Annotated in this window: 18 protein-coding genes; 8 read left to right on the top strand and 10 right to left on the bottom strand. The window is 63.1% G+C overall.

Going from position 1 to position 25,387, the window contains the following annotated elements; translation table 11 throughout:
• The first annotated feature begins 25 nt into the window (after positions 1-25).
• Positions 26-883, top strand: a complete 858-nt coding sequence (locus ACSQ3G_RS14500; protein ID WP_436110527.1) for a LysR substrate-binding domain-containing protein — start codon at positions 26-28, stop codon at positions 881-883.
• A gap of 9 nt (positions 884-892) precedes the next feature.
• Here the strand turns inward: ACSQ3G_RS14500 and ACSQ3G_RS14495 are convergent, their stop codons facing one another.
• Positions 893-1,945 carry a threonine aldolase family protein gene (locus ACSQ3G_RS14495; protein WP_105427823.1) on the bottom strand — a complete coding sequence of 351 codons (1,053 nt, stop codon included), beginning with the start codon at positions 1,943-1,945 and terminating at the stop codon, positions 893-895.
• Positions 1,946-2,425: 480 nt separating this feature from the next.
• Here ACSQ3G_RS14495 and gltB point away from each other — a divergent pair, with 480 nt between their 5' ends.
• Both gltB and ACSQ3G_RS14485 read left to right on the top strand, forming a co-directional pair.
• A complete protein-coding gene (gene gltB, locus ACSQ3G_RS14490) occupies positions 2,426-7,159 on the top strand; it encodes a glutamate synthase large subunit (RefSeq protein ID WP_436110526.1) in 4,734 nt (1,577 codons plus the stop codon).
• Between the two features lie 65 nt (positions 7,160-7,224).
• Entirely contained in the window at positions 7,225-8,679 is a 1,455-nt protein-coding gene (locus tag ACSQ3G_RS14485) for a glutamate synthase subunit beta (protein WP_436110525.1), read from the top strand.
• Between the two features lie 300 nt (positions 8,680-8,979).
• On the opposite strand, the gene ACSQ3G_RS14480 is transcribed toward ACSQ3G_RS14485, so the two are convergent.
• Together ACSQ3G_RS14480 and ACSQ3G_RS14475 are read right to left on the bottom strand one after the other, a co-directional pair.
• Positions 8,980-10,311: an SGNH/GDSL hydrolase family protein gene (locus tag ACSQ3G_RS14480; protein ID WP_436110524.1), complete on the bottom strand. Its 1,332-nt coding sequence runs from the start codon at positions 10,309-10,311 to the stop codon at positions 8,980-8,982.
• A 66-nt stretch (positions 10,312-10,377) separates the two neighbouring features.
• The gene (locus ACSQ3G_RS14475) at positions 10,378-11,598 is read right to left on the bottom strand and encodes a lytic murein transglycosylase (protein WP_436110523.1); all 1,221 of its coding nucleotides are present in this window, start codon (positions 11,596-11,598) and stop codon (positions 10,378-10,380) included.
• Between the two features lie 201 nt (positions 11,599-11,799).
• On the opposite strand from ACSQ3G_RS14475, the gene galU reads away from it, so the two are divergent.
• Positions 11,800-12,687: a UTP--glucose-1-phosphate uridylyltransferase GalU gene (galU, locus tag ACSQ3G_RS14470; RefSeq protein WP_105400180.1), complete on the top strand. Its 888-nt coding sequence runs from the start codon at positions 11,800-11,802 to the stop codon at positions 12,685-12,687.
• A gap of 94 nt (positions 12,688-12,781) precedes the next feature.
• Positions 12,782-13,666, top strand: a complete 885-nt coding sequence (locus ACSQ3G_RS14465) for a Rossmann-fold NAD(P)-binding domain-containing protein (RefSeq protein WP_436110522.1) — start codon at positions 12,782-12,784, stop codon at positions 13,664-13,666.
• Here ACSQ3G_RS14465 and ACSQ3G_RS14460 read toward each other — a convergent pair.
• Entirely contained in the window at positions 13,663-15,186 is a 1,524-nt protein-coding gene (locus ACSQ3G_RS14460) for an outer membrane beta-barrel protein (protein WP_436110521.1), read from the bottom strand. The two genes, ACSQ3G_RS14465 and ACSQ3G_RS14460, sit on opposite strands and share 4 nt — an antisense overlap.
• A 145-nt stretch (positions 15,187-15,331) precedes the next feature.
• Between ACSQ3G_RS14460 and ACSQ3G_RS14455 the strand changes: the two genes are divergently transcribed.
• On the top strand, positions 15,332-16,327 hold the full coding sequence (locus ACSQ3G_RS14455) for a KpsF/GutQ family sugar-phosphate isomerase (protein ID WP_436110520.1): 996 nt from the start codon (positions 15,332-15,334) through the stop codon (positions 16,325-16,327).
• 37 nt (positions 16,328-16,364) lie between these two features.
• Here ACSQ3G_RS14455 and ACSQ3G_RS14450 read toward each other — a convergent pair whose 3' ends face one another.
• Together ACSQ3G_RS14450 and ACSQ3G_RS14445 are read right to left on the bottom strand one after the other, a co-directional pair.
• Positions 16,365-16,823, bottom strand: coding sequence for an NfeD family protein (locus ACSQ3G_RS14450; RefSeq protein WP_105421896.1), 459 nt, complete (start codon positions 16,821-16,823; stop codon positions 16,365-16,367).
• A gap of 3 nt (positions 16,824-16,826) precedes the next feature.
• The gene (locus tag ACSQ3G_RS14445; protein ID WP_046634717.1) at positions 16,827-17,864 is read right to left on the bottom strand and encodes an SPFH domain-containing protein; all 1,038 of its coding nucleotides are present in this window, start codon (positions 17,862-17,864) and stop codon (positions 16,827-16,829) included.
• A gap of 193 nt (positions 17,865-18,057) precedes the next feature.
• Here ACSQ3G_RS14445 and queC point away from each other — a divergent pair, with 193 nt between their 5' ends.
• Both queC and ACSQ3G_RS14435 read left to right on the top strand, forming a co-directional pair.
• Positions 18,058-18,768, top strand: a complete 711-nt coding sequence (gene queC, locus ACSQ3G_RS14440) for a 7-cyano-7-deazaguanine synthase QueC (protein WP_436110519.1) — start codon at positions 18,058-18,060, stop codon at positions 18,766-18,768.
• 87 nt (positions 18,769-18,855) lie between these two features.
• Positions 18,856-19,611 carry an MBL fold metallo-hydrolase gene (locus ACSQ3G_RS14435; RefSeq protein WP_436110518.1) on the top strand — a complete coding sequence of 252 codons (756 nt, stop codon included), beginning with the start codon at positions 18,856-18,858 and terminating at the stop codon, positions 19,609-19,611.
• 52 nt (positions 19,612-19,663) lie between these two features.
• On the opposite strand, the gene hemH is transcribed toward ACSQ3G_RS14435, so the two are convergent.
• From hemH to ACSQ3G_RS14415, 4 genes are all read right to left on the bottom strand, one after another.
• On the bottom strand, positions 19,664-20,698 hold the full coding sequence (hemH, locus tag ACSQ3G_RS14430; RefSeq protein ID WP_436110517.1) for a ferrochelatase: 1,035 nt from the start codon (positions 20,696-20,698) through the stop codon (positions 19,664-19,666).
• 180 nt (positions 20,699-20,878) lie between these two features.
• The gene (locus ACSQ3G_RS14425) at positions 20,879-22,906 is read right to left on the bottom strand and encodes a 5'-nucleotidase C-terminal domain-containing protein (RefSeq protein WP_436110516.1); all 2,028 of its coding nucleotides are present in this window, start codon (positions 22,904-22,906) and stop codon (positions 20,879-20,881) included.
• Between the two features lie 227 nt (positions 22,907-23,133).
• On the bottom strand, positions 23,134-23,493 hold the full coding sequence (gene omp10, locus ACSQ3G_RS14420) for an outer membrane lipoprotein Omp10 (protein ID WP_105400189.1): 360 nt from the start codon (positions 23,491-23,493) through the stop codon (positions 23,134-23,136).
• Positions 23,494-23,689: 196 nt separating this feature from the next.
• Positions 23,690-25,141: a homospermidine synthase gene (locus tag ACSQ3G_RS14415; protein WP_105421919.1), complete on the bottom strand. Its 1,452-nt coding sequence runs from the start codon at positions 25,139-25,141 to the stop codon at positions 23,690-23,692.
• Positions 25,142-25,387 lie beyond the last annotated feature (246 nt).

Here is a 25,387-nt window from a genome sequence, read left to right as displayed (position 1 = left end):
ACAGTTATCACGATATTGGATAGCCATGCTGAACCTTTATCACCTGAACAGCTTCGTCATGCTGCAGCAGACCGGCAGTTTTACCGAGGCAGCGGCCCGGCTGGGGATCGGCCAGTCGACCGTCACCCAGCATATCCAGCGGCTCGAAAAATCGCTCGGCCGCCAATTGGTGTTTCGCGATACCCATCAGGTGAAGCTGACGGCGGAAGGCGAGGCGCTGCTCGGCTATGCGCGCGGGATGCTGGATATGAACGGCAAGGTGGCCTCGCTGTTCGGCGAGAGCCGGTTGCGCGGACGGCTGCGGCTCGGGGTTTCGGAAGACGTGGTGGCGAGCCGGCTGACGTCGATCCTCGAAGATTTCATCCGACTTTATCCGCTGGTCGATCTGGAATTGACCGTGGCGCTCTCGGCGGTGCTCTACCAGATGCAGGACATTGGCGATCTCGATCTGGTGCTCGCCAAGCGGCATATCGGCGAGACGCACGGGCGGCTGCTTTATCGCGAACCGCTGGTCTGGCTGGCGCGCGATCCGGACCGTGTCCTGTCGCGCGGCGATGCATTGCCGCTGATCGCGTTTCCGCCGCCGAGCATTACAAGGCGCGTCGCCCAGGAAGCGCTCGACCGGGAAAAGATGGCCTGGCGGATCGTCTGCACCTGCGGCAGCTTGAGCGGGCTGACGGCGGCGGCGCGGGCCGGCATGGGCGTGCTTGTCCAGCCGCGCAGCATGGCGCCGGCGGGGCTCAAGGAAATCGCCGCGGACCGGCTGCCGGTGCTGGAAGACGTGGAATTCGTGCTGGTCCCGCGGCGCGGCGCCGATGCCGCGCTCGTGGAAGCGCTGTCGAGCCTGATCGTGGCGCAGATCGCGCCTCAGCATCAGGTGTAGGTCGAGGTTTCAGCCGGCTTTGCAAATCGCCAAAAACTGGTCGATGTCTTCTTCGGTGGTGGCGAACGAGGTGACGAGGCGGATCAGGGTTTCGTCGTCCTTGACCGGCTCCGGCATGTTGGCCGGCACCGGCCAGCCGTAGAATTTTGCACCCCTTGCTTCGGCGGCCTCTGCCGACGCCTTGTTAAGGACGGCGAAAACCTCGTTGGAGGTCGTATCCCAGGCAAGCCGCGTGCTGTTCAGCGAACCGATGCCGGCGCGCAGGCGGTCGGCCATGCTGTTGGCGTGGCTTGCCATGTTGAGCCAGAGACCATCCTGCAGGTAGGCGTCGAATTGGGCCGAGATGAAGCGGGTCTTGGAAAAGAGCTGGGCGGCGCGCTTGCGGATGAAGGCGAAGTCCCGGGCGAGGTCCGGATTGAAGAACACGATGGCTTCGGCACACCAGCAGCCGTTCTTGGTGCCGCCGAAGGAGAGGATGTCGATGCCGCGCTTCCAGGTCATCTCGGCGGGCGAGACGTCAAGGGAGACCAGCGCGTTGGCGAAACGGGCGCCGTCCATGTGGACAGGCAGGCCGTTCGCCTTTGCTATCGCGGTGATCGCGTCGATCTCGTCGAGCGTGTAGATGGTGCCGGTTTCGGTCGCCTGGGTGAGGGTGACGGCGGCGGCGCGGCCGTGATGCAGCGAATCCTGCGGAAAGCCGGCGATGCGGGCGCTGAGCTTCTCCGGATCCATCTTGCCGTCTTCACCTTCGACGGGGACCATGCGCATGCCGGAAAAGAAGTCGGGCGCGCCGCATTCGTCTTCGATCACGTGCGCTTCCGAATGGGAAAAGGTGACGCCGCCGACCCGTGCGATGCTGGCGAGCGACAGGGAATTGGCAGCCGTGCCGGTGGAGACGAAATAGACCGAGACCTCCCGTTCAAAGATCTCGTTGAAACGGGCTTCGACCGCCTTGTCGAGATCGCTGTTGCCATAGGCGGCGGCAAACCGGGTCGACTCCTTGGAGAGGCGTTCATTGATGGATGGATGGGCGCCGGCCCAATTGTCGGAAGCAAAAAACATTCTGAAAAATACCCTGGAAGTTTTGTCTCGGAAGCGTGGGGAGATTAATCTTTTTGAACCGGTAATCAATCGGTGAGGATGGCGGGTGGGGGGCAAAATGGTTAGGTCAGCACGCGCCACGCTTTAAAAGGCGGTCGATTGTAATTAAATTTCGACATCTACGCCATTCGGCGTAATCTTCTGTCGTCAGGTGCGGCAGATTTTTAACAACCGCTCTTGTCGCGGGTTAACTTCTATGGCATAGACTTTGGAAATTAGGACAGAAGTACTGTCCTAATTTCGGGAAAAGAACCGCCGATGGATGCGTCTTTCCCGCTGACGTTCGCGCCGATCCGCGTTATGCTGCGCTGCAAAGCTGCAACTCGCGCCGGAGCGGCGCCATCGCATGAAGCACGGGATGGAGCTTAGGCTTGTCATCCCCAAGAGACAATTGAGAGCCACTTTGCCCGCTGCCGAAGGCGGCCAACAGGAGGAATGACGATGACGAAGACCATCTCCGAGATATCCGGCCCGGCTCATCACGCTGAAGCCCCGGTGTCGGCCGAGACGACAGTTCGCGTTCCATTTGTCGCCGGCGGTTTGCCGATGGCCCAGGGCCTCTATCACCCGCGCAACGAGCACGATGCCTGCGGCGTCGGCTTCATCGCTCATATGAAGGGCAAGAAGTCGCACCAGATCGTCAAGGACGGCCTGTTCATCCTCGAAAACCTGACGCATCGCGGTGCTGTCGGCGCGGACCCGCTGATGGGCGATGGCGCGGGCATTCTGGTGCAGATCCCCGACCGTTTCTTCCGCGAGGAAATGGCGAAGCAGGGCGTCACCCTGCCGAAGGCCGGCGAATATGCCGTCGGTCATATCTTCATGCCGCGCAAGGCGGAGGAGATCGAGCACTACAAGAAGGTGATCGAGGACGTCATTGCGGAAGAGGGGCAGCAGTTCCTCGGTTTCCGCGACGTGCCGGTCGACAACTCGTCGCTTTCCAAGGCGCCGGATATCGCCGCCACCGAGCCGCATCACGTCCAGGTCTTCATCGGCGCGGGCAAGGACGCTGCGACGAACCATGATTTCGAGCGCAAGCTTTTCCTGATCCGCAAGGTGATCTCCAACCGCATCTATGACGCGTTCGGCGGCGTCGACATGGGTTTCTATCCGGTGTCGCTGTCGTCCTCGACGATCGTCTACAAGGGCATGTTCCTCGCCTATCAGGTCGGTGCCTATTACAAGGACCTTGCCGATCCGCGGTTCGAAACGGCGGTGGCGCTTGTCCACCAGCGGTTCTCGACCAACACCTTCCCGTCCTGGAAGCTCGCGCATCCTTACCGGATGGTCGCCCATAACGGCGAAATCAACACGCTGCGCGGCAACGTCAACTGGATGGCGGCGCGCCAGGCGTCGGTCTCTTCGCCTCTCTTCGGCGACGACATTTCCAAGCTCTGGCCGATCTCCTACGAAGGCCAGTCGGACACGGCCTGTTTCGACAACGCGCTCGAATTCCTCGTGCGCGGCGGATATTCGCTCGCCCATGCGGTGATGATGCTGATCCCGGAAGCCTGGGCCGGCAACCAGTCGATGTCGAAGGAGCGCAAGGCCTTCTATGAATACCACGCCGCCCTGATGGAGCCGTGGGACGGCCCGGCTGCCGTTGCCTTCACCGACGGTCGGCAAATCGGCGCGACGCTCGACCGCAACGGCCTGCGTCCGGCCCGCTACATGGTCACCGACGACGACCGCATCATCATGGCGTCCGAGGCGGGCGTCCTGCCGGTGCCGGAAGAGCGCATCGTCAAGAAGTGGCGCCTGCAGCCCGGCAAGATGCTGCTGATCGACATGGAAAAGGGCCAGATCGTCTCCGACGAGGAACTGAAGTCCGAACTTGCGACCAAGCATCCCTACGGCAAGTGGCTGGACAGGACCCAGCTCATTCTCGAAGACCTGAAGCCGGTGGAGCCGCGGGCGCTGCGCCGCGACGTGTCGCTGCTCGACCGTCAGCAGGCCTTCGGCTACACCTCGGAAGACACCAAGATCCTGATGTCGCCGATGGCGACGACGGGCCAGGAAGCCATCGGCTCGATGGGCACCGACACGCCGATCTCGGCGATGTCTGAAAAGTCGAAGCTGCTCTACACCTATTTCAAGCAGAATTTCGCGCAGGTCACCAATCCGCCGATCGATCCGATCCGCGAGGAGCTCGTCATGAGCCTCGTGTCGTTCATCGGACCGCGCCCGAACATCCTCGATCACGAGGGTGCGGCGAACGCCAAGCGTCTGGAAGTGCGCCAGCCGATCCTGACCAATGGCGACCTCGAAAAGATCCGCTCGATCGGCCACACGGAAGACCGGTTCGACACCAAGACGCTCGATTTCACCTACGACATCGAGCGGGGCGCCGAAGGCATGCCGGAAATGCTCGACCGTCTCTGCGAACGTGCGGAAGCTGCGGTCAAGGGCGGCTACAACATCATCGTGCTTTCCGACCGCCAGATCGGCCCGGACCGGATCGCCATCCCGGCGCTGCTGGCGACGGCTGCCGTGCACCACCACCTGATCCGCAAGGGGCTCAGGACCTCGGTCGGCCTCGTCGTCGAATCCGGCGAGCCGCGCGAGATCCATCACTTCTGCTGTCTCGCCGGTTATGGCGCAGAAGCCATCAACCCCTATCTCGCCTTCGACACGCTGACCGACATGCACATGCGCGGCGAGTTCCCCAAGGAAGTGGATTCCTCGGAAATCGTCTACCGCTATATCAAGGCGGTCGGTAAGGGCATCCTCAAGGTCATGTCCAAGATGGGCATCTCGACCTACCAGTCCTATTGCGGTGCGCAGATCTTCGATGCCATCGGCCTGTCTTCGGGTCTGGTCGAGAAGTATTTCTTCGGTACGGCGTCGAACATCGAAGGCGTCGGTCTGGAAGAGATCGCTGAGGAAACGGTTTCCCGGCACCATGCCGCCTTCGGCAAGGACCCGGTCCTCGCCTCGACGCTCGATATCGGCGGCGAATATGCCTACCGCATGCGCGGCGAAAGCCACGCCTGGACGCCGGATGTGGTCGCAACGCTGCAGCACGCGGTGCGCGGCAACAGCCAAGAGCGTTACCGCGAATTCGCCGAGATGGTGAACGAGACGGCGGTGCGGATGAACACCATCCGCGGCCTGTTCAAGATCAAGAAGGCCGGTGAGATCGGCCGCACGCCTGTCTCCATCGACGAGGTCGAGCCGGCTGTCGACATCGTCAAGCGCTTCTCGACCGGCGCCATGTCGTTCGGCTCGATTTCCCGCGAGGCACATACGACGCTGGCGATCGCCATGAACCGGATCGGCGGCAAGTCGAATACCGGCGAGGGCGGCGAGGAAAGCGATCGCTACATGCCGCTGCCGGACGGTTCTCAGAACCCGGAACGCTCGGCGATCAAGCAGGTTGCCTCCGGCCGCTTCGGCGTCACGACCGAATACCTGGTCAACGCCGACATGCTGCAGATTAAGGTAGCGCAGGGTGCAAAGCCCGGCGAAGGCGGCCAGCTGCCCGGCCACAAGGTGGATGCGACGGTCGCCAAGACCCGGCATTCGACACCGGGCGTCGGCCTGATCTCGCCGCCGCCGCACCATGACATCTATTCGATCGAAGACCTGGCGCAGCTGATCTACGACCTGAAGAACGTCAACCCGACCTCGGACATTTCCGTCAAGCTCGTCTCGGAAGTGGGCGTCGGCACGGTTGCCGCAGGCGTGGCCAAGGCACGCGCCGACCATATCACGGTCGCTGGCTTCGACGGCGGTACCGGCGCTTCGCCGCTCACCTCGCTGAAGCACGCGGGTTCGCCCTGGGAAATCGGCCTTGCCGAAACCCAGCAGACGCTGGTGCTGAACGGCCTTCGTTCGCGCATCGCGCTGCAGGTCGACGGTGGCCTGAAGACCGGCCGCGACGTCATCATCGGCGCGCTGCTCGGTGCCGACGAGTTCGGTTTCGCGACGGCTCCGGTCATCGCCGCCGGCTGCATCATGATGCGCAAGTGCCACCTGAACACCTGTCCGGTGGGTGTGGCGACGCAGGACCCGGTCCTGCGCAAGCGCTTCAAGGGCACGCCGGAGCATGTCATCAACTACTTCTTCTTCGTTGCTGAAGAAGTACGCGAGATCCTGGCATCGCTGGGCTTTACCCGCTTCGACGAGATCATCGGCATGGTCGAGCTTCTGGAAAAGGACGAGATGATCGCCCACTGGAAGTCCAAGGGCCTCGATTTCTCGAAGATCTTCCACAAGGTGGAGGCTCCGAAGGAGGCGACCTATTGGACGCAGCGCCAGAAGCATCCGATCGACGACATTCTCGACCGCAAGCTGATCGAGAAGTCGCAGGCTGCCCTTGAGAACAAGGAGCCGGTGGTCTTCGAAGTGCCGATCAAGAACGTCGACCGTTCCGTCGGTGCCATGCTTTCGGGAGCGCTTGCCAAGCGCTGGCGCCACAAGGGCCTCAAGGACGACACGATCCATGTGACGCTGCGCGGCACGGCCGGACAGTCGTTCGGTGCATTCCTTGCGCACGGCATCACCTTCGATCTGGTCGGCGACGGCAATGACTATGTCGGCAAGGGCCTGTCGGGCGGCCGCATCATCGTGCGCCCGCCGGAAAACTCCAGGATCCTCGCGGAGAACTCGATCATCGTCGGCAACACCGTGCTCTACGGCGCGATCACCGGCGAGTGCTATTTCCGTGGCGTTGCCGGCGAGCGCTTCGCCGTTCGCAACTCGGGTGCGATCGCTGTGGTCGAGGGCGTGGGCGACCACGGCTGCGAATATATGACCGGCGGCATCGTCGTCGTGCTCGGGGAAACGGGTCGCAACTTCGCGGCGGGCATGTCCGGCGGCGTCGCCTACGTGCTCGACGAGAGCGGCGATTTCGCCAAGCGCTGCAACATGGCGATGGTCGAACTCGAGCCGGTTCCGGAAGAGGACGACATGCTGGAGAAGCTGCACCATCACGGTGGTGACCTCATGCACAAGGGACGCGTCGACGTTTCCGAGGACATGACGCGCCACGACGAGGAACGACTCTACCAGCTGATCTCCAACCACCTGCACTACACGGGCTCCAACCGCGCCAAGGAAATCCTCGACCGCTGGAGCGAATACCGCCCGAAATTCCGCAAGGTCATGCCGGTCGAATACCGCCGTGCTCTGGTGGAGATGGAGCGGATGCGGATGGGCGTCGCTGCGGAATAAGTTTCGCGCGGGTTGTTAGGTTTTAACCGGCTGCGGTAGCGGCAGGACGGATTGAGGGTTTAAACATGGGCAAGGTAACGGGTTTCCTGGAGATCGACCGGCAGGTGGGCAAGTATCAGCCGGCCTCCGACCGCATCCGCCATTTCCGCGAATTCACCATCCCGATGTCGGATGCGGAGGTCACCAAGCAGGCGGCGCGCTGCATGGACTGTGGCATTCCCTATTGCCACGGCCCGACCGGCTGTCCGGTTCACAACCAGATCCCGGACTGGAACGACCTCGTCTACAACAACAAGTGGGAGGAGGCGATCCGCAACCTTCATTCCACCAACAACTTCCCGGAATTCACCGGCCGCGTCTGCCCCGCTCCTTGCGAGGAAGCCTGCACGCTGAACCTCGAGGACGCGCCGGTCGCGATCAAGACGGTCGAACAGGCGATCGCCGACAAGGCCTATGAGCTCGGCTTCATCGCGCCGCAGCCCGCAACCGTTCATACCGGCAGACGAGTGGCGATCATCGGTTCCGGTCCCGCCGGCATGGCGGCTGCCCAGCAGCTCGGCCGCGCCGGCCATGAAGTGCATGTCTACGAGCGCGAGTCCAAGGCCGGCGGCCTGCTGCGCTACGGCATTCCGGACTTCAAGATGGAGAAGAACTTTATCGACCGCCGGGTCGAGCAGATCACCGGCGAAGGCGTGACCTTCCATTACGGCGCCAATATCGGCGTCGATATTCCGGTCGAGAAGCTGATCGCCGAGCATGATGCGGTACTTTATTGCGGCGGTTCGGAAACCCCGCGTCCGGCCGGCATTCCGGGCGTCGATCTGCATGGCGTCTATGACGCGATGCCTTACCTCGTGCAGCAGAACCGCCGCCTCGGCCGCGAGAACATCGAGAGCGTCGCCTGGGCGGCCGATCCGATCCTGGCAGGCGCCAAGCATGTGGTCGTCGTCGGCGGTGGCGATACCGCGTCGGACTGCGTCGGCACGGCCTTCCGCCAGGGCGCCGTCAAGGTGACCCAGCTCGACATCCGCCCGCAGCCGCCTGAAAAGGAAGACAAGCTCGCCGTCTGGCCGTTCTGGGCCACCAAGATGCGCACCTCGTCTTCGCAGGCCGAAGGTGCGGTGCGCGAATTCCAGGTGGCGACGCTCGAATTCGTCGGCGAAGACGGCCAGCTCACCGGCGTGCGCTGCTGTGAAGTCGACGAAAGCCGCAAGCCGATCGCCGGCACCGATTTCATCATCAAGGCCGATCTCGCCTTCATCGCCATCGGCTTCTCCGGCCCGCTGACGGACGGGGTTCTGAACGAGCTCGAAGGCAAGCTGACGCTCAATGTCGACCGCCGCGGCTCGACCAACGTGGTCGCCAACGACAAGGACTACAGGACCTCGGTCGACAAGTTCTGGACCGCCGGCGACGTGCGCCGCGGCCAGTCTTTGGTCGTCTGGGCGATCCGCGAAGGCCGCCAGGCCGCCCGGGCGATCGACGAGGCGCTGATGGGAAGCTCGGTTCTGCCGCGGTAAGGCGGGGGGCTATCTGCTTCTCGTTTATGAGGATCTGAGGTGGTGCGGCTCGCTCCCACTGATCTCCCCCCTTGAGGGGGAGATGTCACCGAAGGTGACAGAGGGGGGTAGCGAGGGTGCGGCAAATACAATCGTCGAAGAATATGCTGAGAGGTCACCCCCCTCTACCCTGCCGGGCATCTCCCCCTCAAGGGGGGAGATCTGACTGACGCGCTGTTTCATCTCATCTCCAGCATCGTGCAGAGCACGTTTCTCCGCTCCGTTTGCGTGGAGGTTAGCGCGAATGCCGATGGGTTTCCGCTAACGCGTGGCGGCCGGGACCCGATAATCATCGATCCGCCCGGCCGGCGCCGGGGCGAGTTCGCCGCGCCTGACCAGTTTGTCGCGCGGCGTTTCGACGAGGAGGGAGGGGAGCGGGGCGGCGCCGAGAAGGTCCTTGCCGCCGTCGAGTTCGGGGTCTGAGAGGCTGATCGGATGGGTCGGGATAGCCTGGCCGGGTGAGGCGGGAAGGGCTGACAGCGCCGGCAGGTTGGAACCGTCGAGCTTGACGACATCGGGGCTCGCCATTTCGCCGAGATGCCGGCGGGCCAGTTTTTCCACGTAGAAGGCGAGCTTCTGCTTGCCGGCCTTGGTGAAGGTGATGCCGTCTGAACCGCGCAGGCGCACCTGCTGGCCGTTGACGTCGGAGCCGGTGATGATGAATTTGCCGTCCTCGTCGACGAAACCTTCCCAGATATCGACGAATTCGCCACCGGCCTTTTCCGCCTGGTTGCGATAGATGGCATTGAGCGTCACTGCGTCGGCGGTCGCCGTCGGCGACTGGAAGGAAGGCAGGCCGACCCAGAGGAGCGGCAGCTTGCGGGAGGCGACGATGCCGACAAGTTCGGTCACCCGCCGCTCGTATTCCTTGAACCACGCGTCGCTGCGGAACTTTTCCTTGGTGCTGCCGATCGTCATCTGCTGGCGGTCGTTGGCCCCCAGCATGATCACGACGACGGCGGGTTTCACCTCGTCGAGCATGGCGGGAAGCTCGGCCGCCCAGTCGAAGTGATCCTCGCGGACGAGACCGGAGGAGCCGTCGCTGCGCTCAGTGATCGCAACGCCGGGGGCGGTGGCAAACGCCGTTTCCAGCTCGCTGCCGATGCCGCCGGCCATGAAGTCGCCGACCACCAGGACATGCTTGGCATTTTCGAGCTTGGCAACCGGTTCCGGCGCCGGCGGCGCGATCGGCTGCACCGGGCGGGGGGCGGCCGCCCGTCCCGTGCTGCGGCGCGGCCGCGGCTTCATCTCGATGATCGAGCCGTCGCGGTCGTAACGGCGGCGGCCGTAGGGGGCGGGCCGCTCATAGCGGTCGTCGCGCTCGTAACGCGGACCGCCGAACAGGTAATCGAAGAGGTTACGGCGCGGGATGGGCTCCTGGGCGGCAGCCGGCGATAAGCCGACCGGCAGGGCGAGCAGCACCGCGAGGAGGAGAAGGGCCAGGCGCACCCATCCCCAGTTTCGCACGCCCCAGTTTCGCACGCCCCAGTTTCGCACGCCCCAGTTTCGGACGCCCTTGTCTGGTCGAGGCCTGTTCCGCCAGGCACCGTTCTGGACGGTCTCTTTTTGCCCGGATTTATGCAAAGCCTTCATGCCTCCGACGTCCCGCACACCTTGCGGGGGATTCCCTCAAACGATGTGGCGCGATACGCCTTCTTGTCAACGCAAAGCTTCGAGAAGCGACTTCGAGGGCTCGCCGTTCTGCTGCATGCCGAGGCGTTTCTGGATCGCCGAGATCGCAGCCTTCGAGCCGGAACCGAAATTGCCGTCGACTTCGCCCTCGTAATAACCGAGCTGTTTCATGCGGTTCTGCAGCTCGAACTTCTGCTTGATGTCGAGCGTGCCTTCGGGGCGCGGCCAGCTCTGCTGGACGCCGCCGAAACCGGCGATCTCGTCGGCGAGCAGGCCTACCGCCAGCGCGTAGCTGTCGGCGGCGTTGTATTTCTTCACGGTGAAGAAATTGCCGAGCATCAGGAAGGCCGGCCCGGTCTCGCCGGCCATCAGCTTCAGCGTCGCCCGGTCGGTGCCGCGCGGGAAGTTCTTGCCGTTCGCGCGTGCGAAACCGAGCTTCGCCCATTCGCCGAGCGTCTTGGTCTGGCCTTCGTGACGGGCGCCGCCCGCCGGCAGCACCGTTTCATAACCCCAGGTCTTGCCGCTCTGCCAGCCGTTCTTGGCAAGCAGGTTGGCGGAGGTGGCGAGCGCATCCGGAACCGAATGCCAGATGTCACGCTTGCCGTTGCCGTCCGCATCGATCGCGTAGAGCAGGTAGCTGGTCGGGATGAACTGGGTATGGCCCATGGCGCCGGCCCAGGAGCCGGTCAGCTGCTTGGGCGTGATATCGCCCGACTGCAGGATCTTCAGCGCGGCGATGAGCTGGTTGCGGGCGAACTTGGCGCGCTTGGGATCACCCCAGGCAAGCGTCGCCAGCGCCTGCGGCACGTGGTGCAGGCGGTCGGGATTTTCGAGCGCCGCCCCATAGTTGGATTCCATCGACCAGATGGCAAGCAGGATGTTCCTGTCGACGCCGAAATGGCGTTCAAGGGAGGCGAGCGTCGAGCCGTGCTTGGCCGCCATCTCGCGACCGATCTTGACGGTATAGGGGTTTACGCGGCTGTCGAGATAGTCCCATATCCTGGACTTGAATTCGGGCTGAAAATTCGCCTTCTCAAGCACGTCCCGGTCGGGTTCGCTGACGCCGGCGAAAGCTCTCTCATAGGTCGAGCGGGTGATCCCGCTCTTGGCGGCGGTGTCGTAGAATTTTACGATCCACGTCTTGAAACCGGCGTCTGCCCGGGCATCTATCGGCATGGCCGCCGCGGCGAGCCCGGCGATCAGGGAGAAGGCAAACCCACGAAAGAGGTTGGTGCGAAGCGTCTTCATCGGCAGTCGGGTCCAGTCTTCTTTTTACCAAGCCTTGCGGCAAGAGTGGCATGCGGCTTAACGATGTAATAACAGAATTGGGTCAACAAATTCTTTACCATAGAAACCGGACCCACGGCAGTCTTTGCGAAACGGTAGCAATTCGTCATTAGATGCCGAGATTTGAATATTTGCACAATGACGTGCTTTCAGGAGGCATGAGTGGCACAACAACAAAAGATCCGTAAGGCAGTGTTTCCGGTAGCAGGTCTGGGCACGCGCTTCCTGCCCGCGACCAAGGCGGTGCCGAAGGAAATGCTGACCGTGGTCGACAAGCCGGTCATCCAGTACGTCGTGGATGAGGCGGCCGAAGCCGGGATCGAACATTTCGTCTTCGTGACCGGACGCGGCAAGGGGGTCATCGAGGACTATTTCGACATCCAGTACGAACTGGAACAGATGCTGCGCGAGCGCAACAAGAATGCCGAGCTGACGCTGCTCGCCGGCCTTCTGCCGGTTGCCGGCACCGCCAGCTTCACGCGCCAGCAGGTGCCGCTCGGGCTTGGCCACGCGGTCTGGTGCGCCCGCGACATCGTCGGCAACGAACCTTTCGCGGTCCTGCTTCCCGACATGATCATGGCCGGTGGCAAGGGCTGCCTCAAGGGCATGGTCGATCTTTATGCCGAAAGCGGCGGCAACGTCGTCGCCGTGCAGGAATGCGATCCGGACCAGGCGCATAAATACGGCATCGTCGGCATCGGCGCGCCGGTCGGCGAAGGTTTCAAGATCACCCAGATGATCGAAAAGCCCGCCAAGGGCACCGCGCCGTCCAACCTCTACATCAACGGTCGCTACATCCTGCAGCCGGAGATCTTCAAGATCCTGGAAACCCAGGAACGCGGCGCCGGCAACGAAATCCAGCTCACCGACGGCATGCTGACGCTCGCCAAGGCCCAGGAATTCGCGGCCTATCCGTTCAAGGGCGATACGTTCGACTGCGGCGCCAAGGACGGCTTCATCCTGGCAAACCTCGCCTTCGCCCTGCAGCGCGCCGATATCCGCCCGGCGATCGAAGGGCCGATGAAGGCGCTGCTCGCCTCGCTGAAGTAAATCCCTCTGTCCGGCGATTTGCCGGTCCGGACGTCACGCAAACCCCTCATGGTCCTGCTATGAGGGGTTTTGTTTTTTCACGGTGTCGGGTGACATGGCTGTCTCTGCGAATCTCGATTTTCTGGAATTCCACGATCTTTCGGCGGATACCATAGCGGCGATCCTCGATCGTGCCGGCGCGCTTGGGCAAGCGTGGCGGGAGCGGCGGATGCCGAAAAGCCTCGAAGGCAGGCGGGTCGCCCTGATCGTCGACGATGGCGGCTGGCGCAACACGACGGCTTTCGATCTCGGAATCCAGGCGATGGGCGGCATTTGCACCCAGGTGCCGGTCACTCTCGGCGGGCGCGAGGCGATCGGCGATCTGGCGGGTTATCTCGACAATTGGTTCGACATGATCGTCATCCGCACGCCGGAGCTGGCCTCGCTCCGGGAGCTTGCGGCAAATGCCCGGGCGCCGGTCATCAATGCCCGGACGCGGTCGAACCACCCTTGCGAGACGCTCGGGGACCTCGCTTATGTCAGAGCCAAAAGGGGCCGCATCGAGGATTTGAAGATCGTCGGAGTTGCGCCCGACGCCAATATTCTCCGGTCATGGGTCGAGGCGTCGATCTCGCTGCCGATCGAGGTGGTGCAGGTCTATCCGGACGGTTGGCACGTGGGCGACCCGGCGCTTCTCAATCCGAATTTCCGGCTGAGCACGGATACGCGGGAACTTGAGGATGCGGATGTCATCTTCACGGATAGCTGGCCGGGCGGGATCGCTGAAAGCACGCTTGCGGATTACCGGATCTCGGCGGCAGTTCTCGATCGCTGCCGTCCCGACGTGATCTTCATTCCCTGTCCGCCGGTGGCGCGGGGCGAGGAGGTCAGCGCGGATGCGATGACGCACCCCGCCCGCCAGAGCACGGCGGCAAAAGCCTTCCTGCTGCACGCGCAGAATGCGCTGATGGAATGGATTGGTGCCCGAACGAAAGCTTAGCGCTTCAAGGTGAGGCCGACGCCGGCGCGGACGATCTTGTCGTTGGTGCCGCCGCCGCCCGCCTGCTCGTATTCGACGTCGCTGGTCAGATCGAGGTAGCGGTTGATCGCCCAGGTCAGGCCGGCGCCGCCGATCCAGACCGTTTCGTCGCTCGGGCCACCGTTCGGGAAATCGCGCAAGGTCGAACTGCCGGTCAGCCGGGCGATGAGGTTGTCGCGCATCTCATGGGTCAGCGCTGCCGTCGCCTGGTATTCCACCCAGCCGCTCTGGCCGGGCGTGGTCGAGTCCTGCACCGTGGTGCGCAGGCCGAGATCGACATTGGTGCCGCGCTGCGGCGACCATGTGGCGCTGCCGTTGAAGGTGACTGCGCCGACCGATTTAAGCCGGTCGTCCTCGTAATCGACGATCTCGTAACCGGTGCCGATTTCGCCGCGCAGTTTTTCGCCGAGATCGAATTCGACTCCGGTGCGCGCTGCATAACTCTGCGACGAACGGGCATAACCGGAATTGTCGCGCCTGAGGTCGTAGAACGTGCGGCCGGTCGCCACTTCTACATAAGGGACCAGCGCCGGGGAGAGTTCGTAGCCGAGCCGCAGGCGACCGTCGATGCCGGTCCGGTTGCGGTCCTTCGTGCTGACGATCGTGCCGTCGGAGAGTTTCGCATCCGTATAGGCCGCGCGGGACAGATCGAGCGCGGCGGTGCCGCGGACCTTGCCGAAATCGCGCTGGAGGGAGGCGCCGCCGGTGAATTCATGAACGCCCGGCTGGGTCGATGCGCCGCCCACCGCATTCGGATCGTAGTCGTCCTCGCGGGAGAACCGATAACCGCCGGTGATATGGGCAACCGTGTCGTTGGAGAGATCGAGCCGCAGGTCTGCATTGACGTTCGCTTCCGGCTGCTCGCTCTGGCTGCTGCTGCCGAGATTCCGCTCCAGCGTGCCTTCACCCGTGACCGTCAACGAATGGCGCGACCAGTCGGAGGTCAACGTGCCGCGGATCGCCGTCGACAGGTAATCGCGGCGGATCTTGGTCCCGTTCGAGCGGCGGGTCTCGGTGTCGATGCTCTGGTTGATCGAGGGGCGGAGCAGGAAACTGCCCATCCGGATGCCGGTCGGATCGCCCGGCTCGCGGGGCTGTTCCTGGGTTTCGACAGGCTCCGCGCCGCGGTCGAGCGGCTCTTCGCGCGGCTGGTTCAGGTCGTCCTCGTAGGGAGGTTCCTGGTTGGCCGCCTGGTTGCGGCCGGGCGTGGTGCCCGTCGCGAGATTGGGATCGCTCGCATTCTGGTCATCGGCGGCATTGCTGGCGTTGCTCGTCGTCTGTGCCGACGTGCTGCCTCTCAATGCCGTGTTCGAGGTCGGCGAGGTGGCGTTCGCGACCGAGGGAAGAGAGCCGTTCTGCGGCGGAAATACGCTGCGGGTCTGGGCGGCTGCGGGTGAAGCCAGCGCCGAACAGGCCAGCAGAAGGCCGAGTGTCGCCCGGCGCCTCTGGCGCGTCCCGCCTGTCGTTGTGGTGATCTTCATAGGCCTGCCCGGGCAATCGCAAATGCTTACCCAAACGTAAAGCCATGTGGTTAACGTTTGGTTGCGACGCCGTGGCCGGCGGCTAACTTAGCGGCGCCGCACCAAGCGGATAGACTTGATGGGTGAAAAGAGTTAAGGCTTGCCCATGATCAAGAGAGCTTTGCAACTGGTCGAGAACGACCTTGTCGATTCCGCCTTGAGGACGATTTCCTTCGGGAAACAAGGGCTTAATGCGCTGGAACTGGCGCTTCAGAACGGTCTTGGCGACGCCTTCCGCAAGGCAGCGGAACTGATCGGCGACATCGACGGCAGGGTCGTCGTGACCGGCATCGGCAAGAGCGGACATATCGGCCGCAAGATCGCCGCCAGCCTCGCTTCGACCGGCACGCCATCCTTCTTCGTGCATCCCGTCGAAGCCAATCACGGCGATCTCGGCATGATCGGCTCGGGCGACGTGGTGCTGGCTCTGTCGTGGAGCGGCGAGACCGCCGAACTGCAAGGCATCGTTTCCTTCACCCGCCGCTTCTCCATTCCGCTGATCGCCATGACATCGGGCGAAATTTCGACGCTCGCCCGCGAGGCCGATGTCGTTCTGCTGCTGCCCAAGGAACAGGAAGCCTGCCCGCACGGTCTGGCGCCGACCACCTCGACGCTGATGCAGCTTGCGATGGGCGACGCGCTTGCCGTGGCGCTGCTCGAAGCACGCGGTTTCTCGGCAACCGATTTCCGCGTCTACCATCCGGGCGGCAAGCTCGGAGCGATGCTCACCCATGTCGGCGACCTGATGCATACCGGCGATCGCATGCCTCTGGTCAAAAAGGGCGTCCTCATGCTGGAGGCGATCGAGGAACTGTCGCGCAAGCGCTTCGGCTGCGTCGGCATAGTCGATGAGGATGGCAGCCTCTGCGGCTTCATCAGCGATGGCGATATTTCCCGGCACCTTCATCTCGATCTGCGCGAAACGCGGGTCGACGACGTGATGACGCACAACCCGAAGACCGTCAGCAAGGAAACGCTTGCCACGAAGGCCATGGCGCTGCTCAACAAGCACAGCATCGGCGCGCTGCTCGTCGTCGATGAGGAGCGCAAGCCGGTCGGCATCGTCCACTTCCACGATCTGCTGCGCGTCGGCGTCGCCTGATACCAGTCAGGCTCCGAGCCGCTTTCGGCCGGAAGAACTACGCCGCTTCGACCGTCAGGTCGCGTCCGCTCGCCGCCACCACCTTCACCTGCGTGCCGGCCGGCAGGTCCGGTCCCATTACCGACCACCATGTATCGTCGAGCCGGATGCGTCCGCGCCCCTCGGCGATCGGTTCGTGGAGAGTTGCGGTGCGGCCGACCAGGCTTTCGCCGCGCCGGTTGAGATTGGGCTCGTCCGTCGCCTGGTTGCGGCTGGAATAGAAGCGGCGGCCGGCCAGTGCGAAGGCGCCGGAAAGCACCGCGAAGAGCAGGAGCTGGACGTGCCAGGTCCAGAAGGCCGCGTCCCAGAGCGCCAGAGACAGCACGCCGATGACGATCGCGGCAGCACCGATCCAGATCAGGAAGACGCCGGGTGCCGCGAGCTCGGCGGCGAGAAGGACGACGCCCAATATCCACCAGCTCCAGGGACCGAGATTGACCACAGCATCATGCAGCATGGCTCAGGTCTCTGAGGAATTCGGGTTGAACGGATTGAGGACCGGCGTGGTGCGCGGGCCGGGCTGGGGACGCGGGCCGGCCGGCGGGCGCGGCGGTGCTGCGGGCCCGGAACCATCGCCGAAAACGTCCTTTGCAATGGCGCCGATGCCGCCGAGCGAACCGATGACCGACGAAGCCTCCAGCGGCATCAGCACGATCTTCGAGTTCGGTGCCTTGCCGATCGCCGCCAGCGCCTCGATGTATTTCTGCGCCACGAAATAGTTGATCGCCTGCACGTCGCCGGCGGCGATCGCCTGCGAGACGGATTGGGTCGCCTTGGCTTCGGCTTCCGCCAGACGCTCGCGAGCTTCCGCCTCGCGGTACGCGGCCTCGCGCTTGCCTTCCGCCTCGAGAACCGCTGCCTGCTTGGCGCCTTCGGCGCGCAGGATCTGGGCACTGCGGGAACCTTCGGCCTCGAGGATCTGGGCGCGCTTCTCGCGCTCGGCCTTCATCTGCCGTCCCATCGATTCGACGAGGTCGGCCGGCGGCTGGATGTCCTTGATCTCGACGCGGGTGACCTTGATGCCCCAGGGGCCGACGGCCTCGTCGACGACGCGCAGCAGGCGTTCGTTGATGACTTCGCGATTGGAGAGCAGTTCGTCGAGATCCATCGAGCCCATGACCGAGCGGATATTGGTCATGGTGAGGTTCTGGATGGCGTTCTGCAGGTTGGAAATCTGGTAGGCGGCCTGGGCCGGATTGAGCACCTGATAGAAGGCGACTGCGTCGGCGGAGACGCTGGCATTGTCCTTGGTGATGACTTCCTGGGTCGGGATGTCGAGGACCTGCTCCATGACGTTCATGCGCACCCCGATGCGCTCGATGAAGGGCGTCAGGATGTTGAGGCCGGGCTCCAGCGTGCGCGTATAGCGGCCGAAGCGCTCCACGGTGTAGCGATAACCCTGCGGCACGGTCTTGATCCCGGCGAACAGGACCAGGATGATCAGCAGAACGACGCCGATCACGACGATATCGAAGCCACCCAGGCCGCCCAAGTTCATGACATTCCTCCATTGCAGGCGGTAAGTCCGCCAGATCACACGTGATGAGTTAGCACGTTCTTTACAGGGAAGAAATGACAGCCCGACCGCTGTCGATGACGCCCGGGTTATTCACAAGGACGCGTTGCCGGTCTAGGAAGCGGGTTCGAACACCCGGTCGCAGCCTACCCGGTCAAAACAAGGATGAAAGCCCATGAAAACCATCGTCGTCTGCTCCGGCGGACTGGATTCCGTTTCGCTCGCCCACAGGATTGCCGCCGAACGGCAGCTGCTGGGCCTGATCTCCTTCGACTATGGCCAGCGGCACCGCAAGGAACTCGATTTCGCCGCCGCCTGCGCCGTGCGGCTCGGTGTGTTTCACGAGATCATCGACATGCGCGGCATCGGCAGCCGGTTGACCGGCTCGGCACTGACCGACGACGTGGACGTGCCGGATGGGCATTATGCCGAGGAGACGATGCGCGTCACCGTGGTGCCGAACCGCAATGCGATCATGCTGTCGGTCGCCTTCGGGGTGGCGGCGGCGCGAAACGCCGATGCGGTGGCGATCGCCGTGCATGGCGGCGACCATTTCATCTATCCCGACTGCCGCCCCGGTTTCATCGACGCCTTCCAGGCGATGCAGGATCACGCGCTCGACGGTTATGCGTCGGTCCGTCTGCTTGCGCCTTACGTCAACGGGTCGAAGGCCGATATCGTCACGGACGGCGCCCGTCATGCTACGCCGTTCGCCGAGACATGGTCCTGCTACAAGGGCGGTGCCCGCCATTGCGGCCGCTGCGGCACCTGTGTCGAGCGGCGAGAGGCTTTCCACCTCGCTGGCATCGAAGATCCGACCGAGTACGAGGATCCGGATTTCTGGAGGGCGGCGACGGAAGGATTCAGGGCCGAGGAGACGCGTTGATAGAGTGGCTGTCTCATCTAGAACAGTCATTGGACCATCACGGCCAACCGGCCTAGGCTTCGCATTCTTCCCGCATGAGGTGCCTCGATGAAACTTCAATTGATCCGCAATGCGACGCTCAAGCTTTCTTATGCGGGCCGCAGCATCCTGATCGATCCTTATTTCGCACCTCGTCACAGCCTGCCGTCCTATACCGGCAAATCCGCTAATCCGTTGACGGACCTGCCGCTTTCGGTGGAGGAGGTCTTGCAGGGTGTCGAACTGGTGATCGTCTCCCATCTCCATTCGGACCATTTCGATTCTGTGGCCAAACAACGTGTCCCAAAACATCTGCCGCTGATCTGTCAGCCGGGCGATGAGGCGACGATCGCTGCAGAAGGTTTTACCGATGTAGAGCCGCTCGAGGGGGTGCTCGTCTGGCAAGGCATCACGATCACGCGCCGTGAGGGCAGCCACGGGCTTGGTCCGGTCCGGGAAAAGATGGGATCGGTGATGGGACTGATGTTTGCCGCGCCCGGTGAGCCGCTAATTTATTGGGCGGGCGATACGGTCCTTTATCCGCCGGTACTGGAGACGGTGGAGCGCGTCGTGCCCGATGTCATCGTCAGCCATTCCTGCGGCGCCCTCTGGGATGGCGACCTCATCGTCATGGATGCGGCGGAAACGATCGAGCTGTGCCGGTCAGCGCCTGAGGCCACGGTTGTTGCGGCGCATATGGAGGCGCTCGATCATGCCACCGTTTCGCGTGCACATCTGCGCGAGGCGGCTCACTCGGCGGGAATCGGCCCATCGCGCCTGCTGATTCCGGCAGACGGCGATGTGATCGACCTGCCGGCCCGCTGAAAGCGCTGAAGCCGGAGAGGCAATAGATCGGGGGCGGCTGGAATGAGCCGGCTTACACCCAGCCCTGAAGTTCGCGGCGGACCACCGTTTCCAGCACCGTCATGCCACCCGGACTGTCGTTCAGACAGGGGATATGCGCGAATTTTTCGCCGCCGTGATGCAGGAAGATCTCGCCCGCCTCGCCGGCAATCTCTTCGAGCGTTTCCAGACAGTCGGAGACGAAGCCGGGGTTCATCACAGCGATCCGCTTGATGCCGTCATGGGCGAGTTTTTCGACCGTCTTGTCGGTATAGGGCTGCAACCATTCCTCCGGCCCGAAACGGGACTGGAAGGTGATCATGAAATTCTTGTCCGTGAAGCCAAGCGCCTCCTTCAGGAGCCGCGCCGTCTTCTGACAATGGCAGTAATAGGGATCGCCCGCCTTGAAATAGGATTGCGGGATGCCGTGGAAGGAGGCGATCAGCATTTCCGGCTCCCAGTCGAGTGCTTCGTATTTCGCCCTGACGGAGTTCGCCAGCGCTTCGATATAGGCAGGCTCGTCGTGATAGGGCGGCACGGTGCGTAACGCCGGCTGCCAGCGCAGCTTCATCAGGTGTTCGAAGGCCTTGTCGTTGACGGTCGCGGTGGTGGAGGCCGCATATTGCGGATAGAGCGGGAAGAGGAGGATCTTCTCGCAGCCCTTTTCCTTCAGCGCGTCGATGCGCTCGGCGATCGACGGCTTGCCGTAGCGCATCGCCCAGTCGACGGCGACATTTGGCAGGTCCTTCAGCCGCTCGGCCATCAGCTCGCCCTGGCTGCGGGTATAGGTGCGCAGGTAGCTCTCGTTCAAATCCTTGTTCCAGATCGCCTCATAGGCCTTGCCGACTTTCTGCGGCCGCTTGTTGAGCACGATGCCGTAGAGGATCGGATACCAGTAGAGCCGCGACCATTCGATCACCCGCTTGTCGGAGAGGAACTCCGCCAGGTATCGCCGCATCGGCCAGTAATCCGTACCGTCCGGGGTGCCGAGGTTGACGAGCAGCACGCCGACCTTGCCGAAACTCACCTTCGGATGATCGGAGGGCATGTGGGCGGAATGCGGATGCATGGTGACCTTTCAAAGATCGGATGAAGCCGATACGGGGGCGGGCGCCTTTCCGGATCATTTAGGAATAAAAAACGGCCCGGGAAAGCCCGGGCCGGTATATGGATCGGGACAAATTGTCCCGGCCCGTTGTCTGAAGTCGCGGACCCGACCCTGGTGGGGTCGGGATGTCGCTGGCCGGCGTTACTTGGCGGGCAGTTCCAGCTCGGCGCCGATCTCGATGTGGTTCGGGCGGCGCAACTTGTTGGCCTCGGCGATCTTCGTCCATTCCTCGCCGGTGCCGTAGTGGCTTTCGGCGATATCCCAGAGCGAGTCACCCTTGACGACCGTATACTTGGTCGGGCCGGCCGGCTGCGGAGCGGCGGGAGCTGCCGGCGCTGGCTTTGCCGGAGCTGCGGCCATGCTGTTCGGGGCAGGGGCGGCCGGCGCGGGAGCCGCAGGAGCGGCCGGTGCGGAGGCGGTCGGTGCTGCCGGCGCCGGCCTGGCGGGCGCGGCGGCCATCGGAGCAGGTGCCGCCGGTGCGGGTGCTGCAGGGGCAGACGCAGCCGGTGCCGGCGGAGCGGCGGGCGCGGGCTTCGGCGGCGGGGTGTAGCTTGCCGGGGTCAGGTCGGTGATACGGCCGTCCGTATAGGGCTTGTAGGGGTTGCGGGCAGCCACGAACTCCGCCGTCACGTCCGCGAGGTCCGGGCCGTAGTCATAGGCGTTCTTACCGCCGGTCTTGAAGATGGCGTAACCGTCGCCGCCCGCGCGCATGAAATTGTTGGTGACGACGCCATAGGTCTTGGCCGGGTCGATCGGTACGAACTTGTCGCCGTCCTTGACCTGCACGTCGCTGACCTTGGAGCCGGCCGGCTTCGACTTGTCGAAGGAATATTTGAGGCCGGCGACCTGCGGGAAACGGCCTGCGCCGTCATCGATCTGGCTGACGCCGTTTTCCAGCGCCTTGACGACATCGGCGCCGGTCAGCTGGAAGGTGGCGAGCGTGTTCTGGAATGGCAGGACGCTGACGACCTCGCCCTGGGTGACTTCGCCGGCGTCGATCGAGGCGCGCAGGCCGCCGCCGTTCTGGATGGCGATGGTGATGCCCTGGCCCTTGGTGCGCTCGAGCATCGCGTCGGCGACGAGGTTGCCCATCGAGCATTCCTTGGCGCGGCAGACGCGGCGGTCACCGTCGATCACGGCTTCGGATGCGCCGACGACCTTCTTCTTCATGTCCTCGATCGGCTTCTTGAGCTCGGTCACCCGCGCCGCGAAAGCTGCGTCCGGCTGGAAGGCCTTGTCGACCAGGATCGGATTGCCCTCGGCGCTCTTCACGACGCCGCTGTCGTCGAAGACGACCTTCATGTCGCCGAGATATTTCGAATACTGATAGGCCTGGACCACCGGCACCTTGTAGCCGCCCGGATTGTCCGACCAGGTCGGATAGGGGCCTGCGGCATCCTTGGCGGTGTTCGAAAGGAGCGTATGCGTGTGGCCGCCGACGACGACGTCGACATCCGGGATCTTGGCGATCAAGGCGAGATCGCGCGGGTAACCGACATGGGTCAGCGCGATGATCTTGTCGACGCCTTGAGCCTTCAGGCCCTGCACGGCTTCGGTGATCTTCGCGACATCGTCGGCGATCGTGATGTTCGGGCCGGGATTGGCGATCTCGGGGGTGTCGTTGGTGACGGCGCCGACGATGCCGATCTTCTGGCCGCCGACGGTCAGCACCAGCGACGGCTTGATGCGGTTGCCGATCTTGGCGGCGGCGCTCGGCACGACGTTGGCGGTGACGACCGGGAACTGGATCTTGTCGAGGAAGGTGGCGAGCACGTCGTCGCTGTCGTCGAATTCATGGTTGCCGACGGTCATGGCGTCGAATTTCATGGCGTTCAGCGCTTCGGCTTCGGCCGCACCCTTGTAGGTCGTGTAGAAGAGAGAGCCCTGGAAGTTGTCGCCGGCGTTGAGGAGAATGACGTTCTTGTTCTCAGCCTTCAGCGCGTCGCGCGTCTGGTTGATCGCAGTCAGCAGCCGGGCCGCGCCGCCGAAGCATACGCCCTTGCCTTCATCCTCGGCCGAGCAGGTGGAATCCGTCGCGTTGATGGATTCGAGACGCGAATGGAAGTCGTTGATGTGCAGGATATTGAGTTCGAAATCGGCAAATGCCGCGCCGCTTGAAAGAGCCATGACCGAAGCGGTCAGCAGCCCGAGCCTCAATGTCTTCTTCATCTGTTCTCTCTCCTGTTTTTATTGGTCGGCTCTCTGCCGCCTGACTCCGACTGTTCTACCGTCCCACCGTGACAGTCGTTGTGCAACGCATGTTTTCATCAAGGCAAAGTGGTTTCAAGGGGAAATATGACAAAGGTGCGCGTGTAAGTTTTCTCAGCGCCGAATGCGAGAAACCCCGCCGAAGCGGGGTTCCGGAATTTCCAGTCATTGTTCGATGACGGATTGTTTCAGCCGCGGCGGGAGAGCGAGAATTGGGCGCCGCTATCCTGCGTGCAGTTGAGCTGGTTGATGCTGACCAGCGAGCAGTTGACACGCGACTGGGTCTTGCGCACCAGCGAGGTCATGTTGATCTCGACCAGCGTCGGCGAGAGGCTGGTATAGGTGCCCGAGGCGAGCAGCGTGTTGCTGTCGCTGGAACGGGTGTTGAACGTGCCGGCCTGGAACGAGGAAACGATGCCGTTCGGATCGACCCAGCTTCCTTCGACGCCCTGCGGCTGCACGGCCGCCATCTGTTGCGGCGGAGGGGAAGAAACGCAGGCGGTCAAGCTGGCTGCGGCGATGAGCGCAAAGCTCACTTTAAATTTCATGATCAGTCTCCCGCGATTCGGTCCGGCTCAGGTTGGCAAACCTTGCCGCCATCGCCCTATGTAACGCAAGATGTGGCCTTGAAAAGGCAAGAGCTTTCAACATGCAAAAAACCGCCTGCGGCAAGGCAGGCGGTTTCCATTGTATTTTATCGGTTCAGCGAACCCGTTCGCGAAATCAGCGAACCCGTTCGCGAGATTAACGAACCAGGATGTTCTTGAACTGCCACGGATCCTTGGTGTCGATGTCTTCCGGGAAAAGGCCCGGGCGGCCGTCGAGCGGGGTCCAGTCGGTATAGTGGCCTTCGACCGGGCCGAGGTAGGGCAGCTGCACTTCGAGGCAGCGCTTGTAGTCGATCTCGTCGGCCTCGACGATGCCGGCGGTCGGGTTTTCGAGTGCCCAGACCATGCCGGAGAGAACCGCGGAGGTCACCTGCAGGCCGGTGGCGTTCTGGTAAGGCGCGATACGGCGGGTTTCTTCGAGCGACAGGCGCGAACCGAACCAGTAGGCGTTCTTCTCGTGGCCGTAGAGCAGCACGCCGAGTTCGTCGATGCCGTCCTCCAGCTCGTCCTCGTCGAGAACGTGGTGGACCGGCTGCGGCGTGCCGCCATTGCCGAACATCTCGTGAAGCGACAGAACCGCGTCATTGGCCGGATGGTAGGCGTAGTGGCAGGTCGGGCGGAAGGTCACTTCGCCGTCCTTGTCGCGCACCGTGAAATAATCGGCGATCGAGATCGATTCGTTGTGGGTGACGAGGAAGCCATACTGCGGGCCGGGCGTCGGGCACCAGCTGCGAACGCGGGTGTTGGCGCCCGGCTGTTCGAGATAGATGGCGGCCTTGTTGCCCTTCTTGTGCTTCTTGCCGTTCTTCGGCATCCATTCCTCATGGGTGCCCCAGCCGAGTTCGGCCGGCTGCATGCCTTCGGAAATGAAGCCTTCGACCGACCAGGTGTTCCAGAACACGTTGAGCGGCTTCGGGTGCTTGGTGCGCTGGGTGTCGCGTTCGGCGATGTGGACGCCCTTGACGCCGAGCTTCTTCATCAGCTTCGCCCAGCCTTCGCGGTCGTGCTGATCAGGCTCGTCGAACTTCAGGCCGGTGTCGTTGGCGAGGTTGACCAGCGCCTGCTTGACGAACCAGGAGACCATGCCCGGGTTGGCGCCGCAGGTGGAAACGGCGGTCGCACCGCCGGGATTCTTGGCCTTTTCCTTGCGAACGGTTTCGCGCAGCGCATAGTTTGTGCGCTCGGAATTCTTCATGTTCTTGTCGAAATAGAAGCCGAGCCAGGGCTCGACGACCGTGTCGATGTAGAGAACATCGAGCTTGCGGCAGAGCTTCATCAGGTCGAGCGAGCCGGTATCGACCGACAGGTTGACGCAGAAGCCCTGGCCCTTGCCTTCGGTCAGGAGCGGCTTCAGGAGTTCCTTGTAGTTCTCCTTGGTCACGTATTCCTTGATGTGACGGACGCCGTGCTTCTTGAGAATCTCCATGTCGGAGGGTTCGTCGCGCGGGTCGATGACGACCATCCGGCTCTTGTCGAACTTGAAATGGCGTTCGATCAGCGGCAGCGTGCCGCGGCCGATCGAGCCGAAACCGATCATCACGATCGGACCGGTGATTTCGCCATAAACCGGATAGGTAGTCTCTGACATGTCTTTCTCCTTGATCGCGGCCTTCTCGGGCCGCTGCCCCGCTTATTCGGCAGTGGAATGGAAATTTAAAGGCTGCACTCGGGCAATTCGCGGCGCTCTAGATCATAAAACTTCGTCACAATAAAGAGCCTGTCGATTTTCGGCAGACGAATCGACAGCGTTGTTCGATCGCGGTGGGCGCGACTGCGGTGTCGCTGCGAGTTGCAGAAGGGTCGGGAAACCCGGCTAGGCCAAACCATTTCCGCA

Source organism: Neorhizobium tomejilense (assembly GCF_964254135.1).
GTDB lineage: Bacteria > Pseudomonadota > Alphaproteobacteria > Rhizobiales > Rhizobiaceae > Neorhizobium > Neorhizobium tomejilense.
The sequence above is the reverse complement of the archived record's forward strand: the minus strand, read 5'-3'. Positions and strand labels throughout refer to the sequence as shown.

Coding starts and splice junctions, on each gene's coding strand:
- ACSQ3G_RS14500 (WP_436110527.1), top strand. CDS start 26: ATGCTGAACCTTTATCACCTGAACAGCTTCGTCATGCTGCAGCAGACC.
- ACSQ3G_RS14495 (WP_105427823.1), bottom strand. CDS start 1,945: ATGTTTTTTGCTTCCGACAATTGGGCCGGCGCCCATCCATCCATCAAT.
- gltB (WP_436110526.1), top strand. CDS start 2,426: ATGACGAAGACCATCTCCGAGATATCCGGCCCGGCTCATCACGCTGAA.
- ACSQ3G_RS14485 (WP_436110525.1), top strand. CDS start 7,225: ATGGGCAAGGTAACGGGTTTCCTGGAGATCGACCGGCAGGTGGGCAAG.
- ACSQ3G_RS14480 (WP_436110524.1), bottom strand. CDS start 10,311: ATGAAGGCTTTGCATAAATCCGGGCAAAAAGAGACCGTCCAGAACGGT.
- ACSQ3G_RS14475 (WP_436110523.1), bottom strand. CDS start 11,598: ATGAAGACGCTTCGCACCAACCTCTTTCGTGGGTTTGCCTTCTCCCTG.
- ACSQ3G_RS14465 (WP_436110522.1), top strand. CDS start 12,782: ATGGCTGTCTCTGCGAATCTCGATTTTCTGGAATTCCACGATCTTTCG.
- ACSQ3G_RS14460 (WP_436110521.1), bottom strand. CDS start 15,186: ATGAAGATCACCACAACGACAGGCGGGACGCGCCAGAGGCGCCGGGCG.
- ACSQ3G_RS14455 (WP_436110520.1), top strand. CDS start 15,332: ATGATCAAGAGAGCTTTGCAACTGGTCGAGAACGACCTTGTCGATTCC.
- ACSQ3G_RS14450 (WP_105421896.1), bottom strand. CDS start 16,823: ATGCTGCATGATGCTGTGGTCAATCTCGGTCCCTGGAGCTGGTGGATA.
- ACSQ3G_RS14445 (WP_046634717.1), bottom strand. CDS start 17,864: ATGAACTTGGGCGGCCTGGGTGGCTTCGATATCGTCGTGATCGGCGTC.
- queC (WP_436110519.1), top strand. CDS start 18,058: ATGAAAACCATCGTCGTCTGCTCCGGCGGACTGGATTCCGTTTCGCTC.
- ACSQ3G_RS14435 (WP_436110518.1), top strand. CDS start 18,856: ATGAAACTTCAATTGATCCGCAATGCGACGCTCAAGCTTTCTTATGCG.
- hemH (WP_436110517.1), bottom strand. CDS start 20,698: ATGCATCCGCATTCCGCCCACATGCCCTCCGATCATCCGAAGGTGAGT.
- ACSQ3G_RS14425 (WP_436110516.1), bottom strand. CDS start 22,906: ATGAAGAAGACATTGAGGCTCGGGCTGCTGACCGCTTCGGTCATGGCT.
- omp10 (WP_105400189.1), bottom strand. CDS start 23,493: ATGAAATTTAAAGTGAGCTTTGCGCTCATCGCCGCAGCCAGCTTGACC.
- ACSQ3G_RS14415 (WP_105421919.1), bottom strand. CDS start 25,141: ATGTCAGAGACTACCTATCCGGTTTATGGCGAAATCACCGGTCCGATC.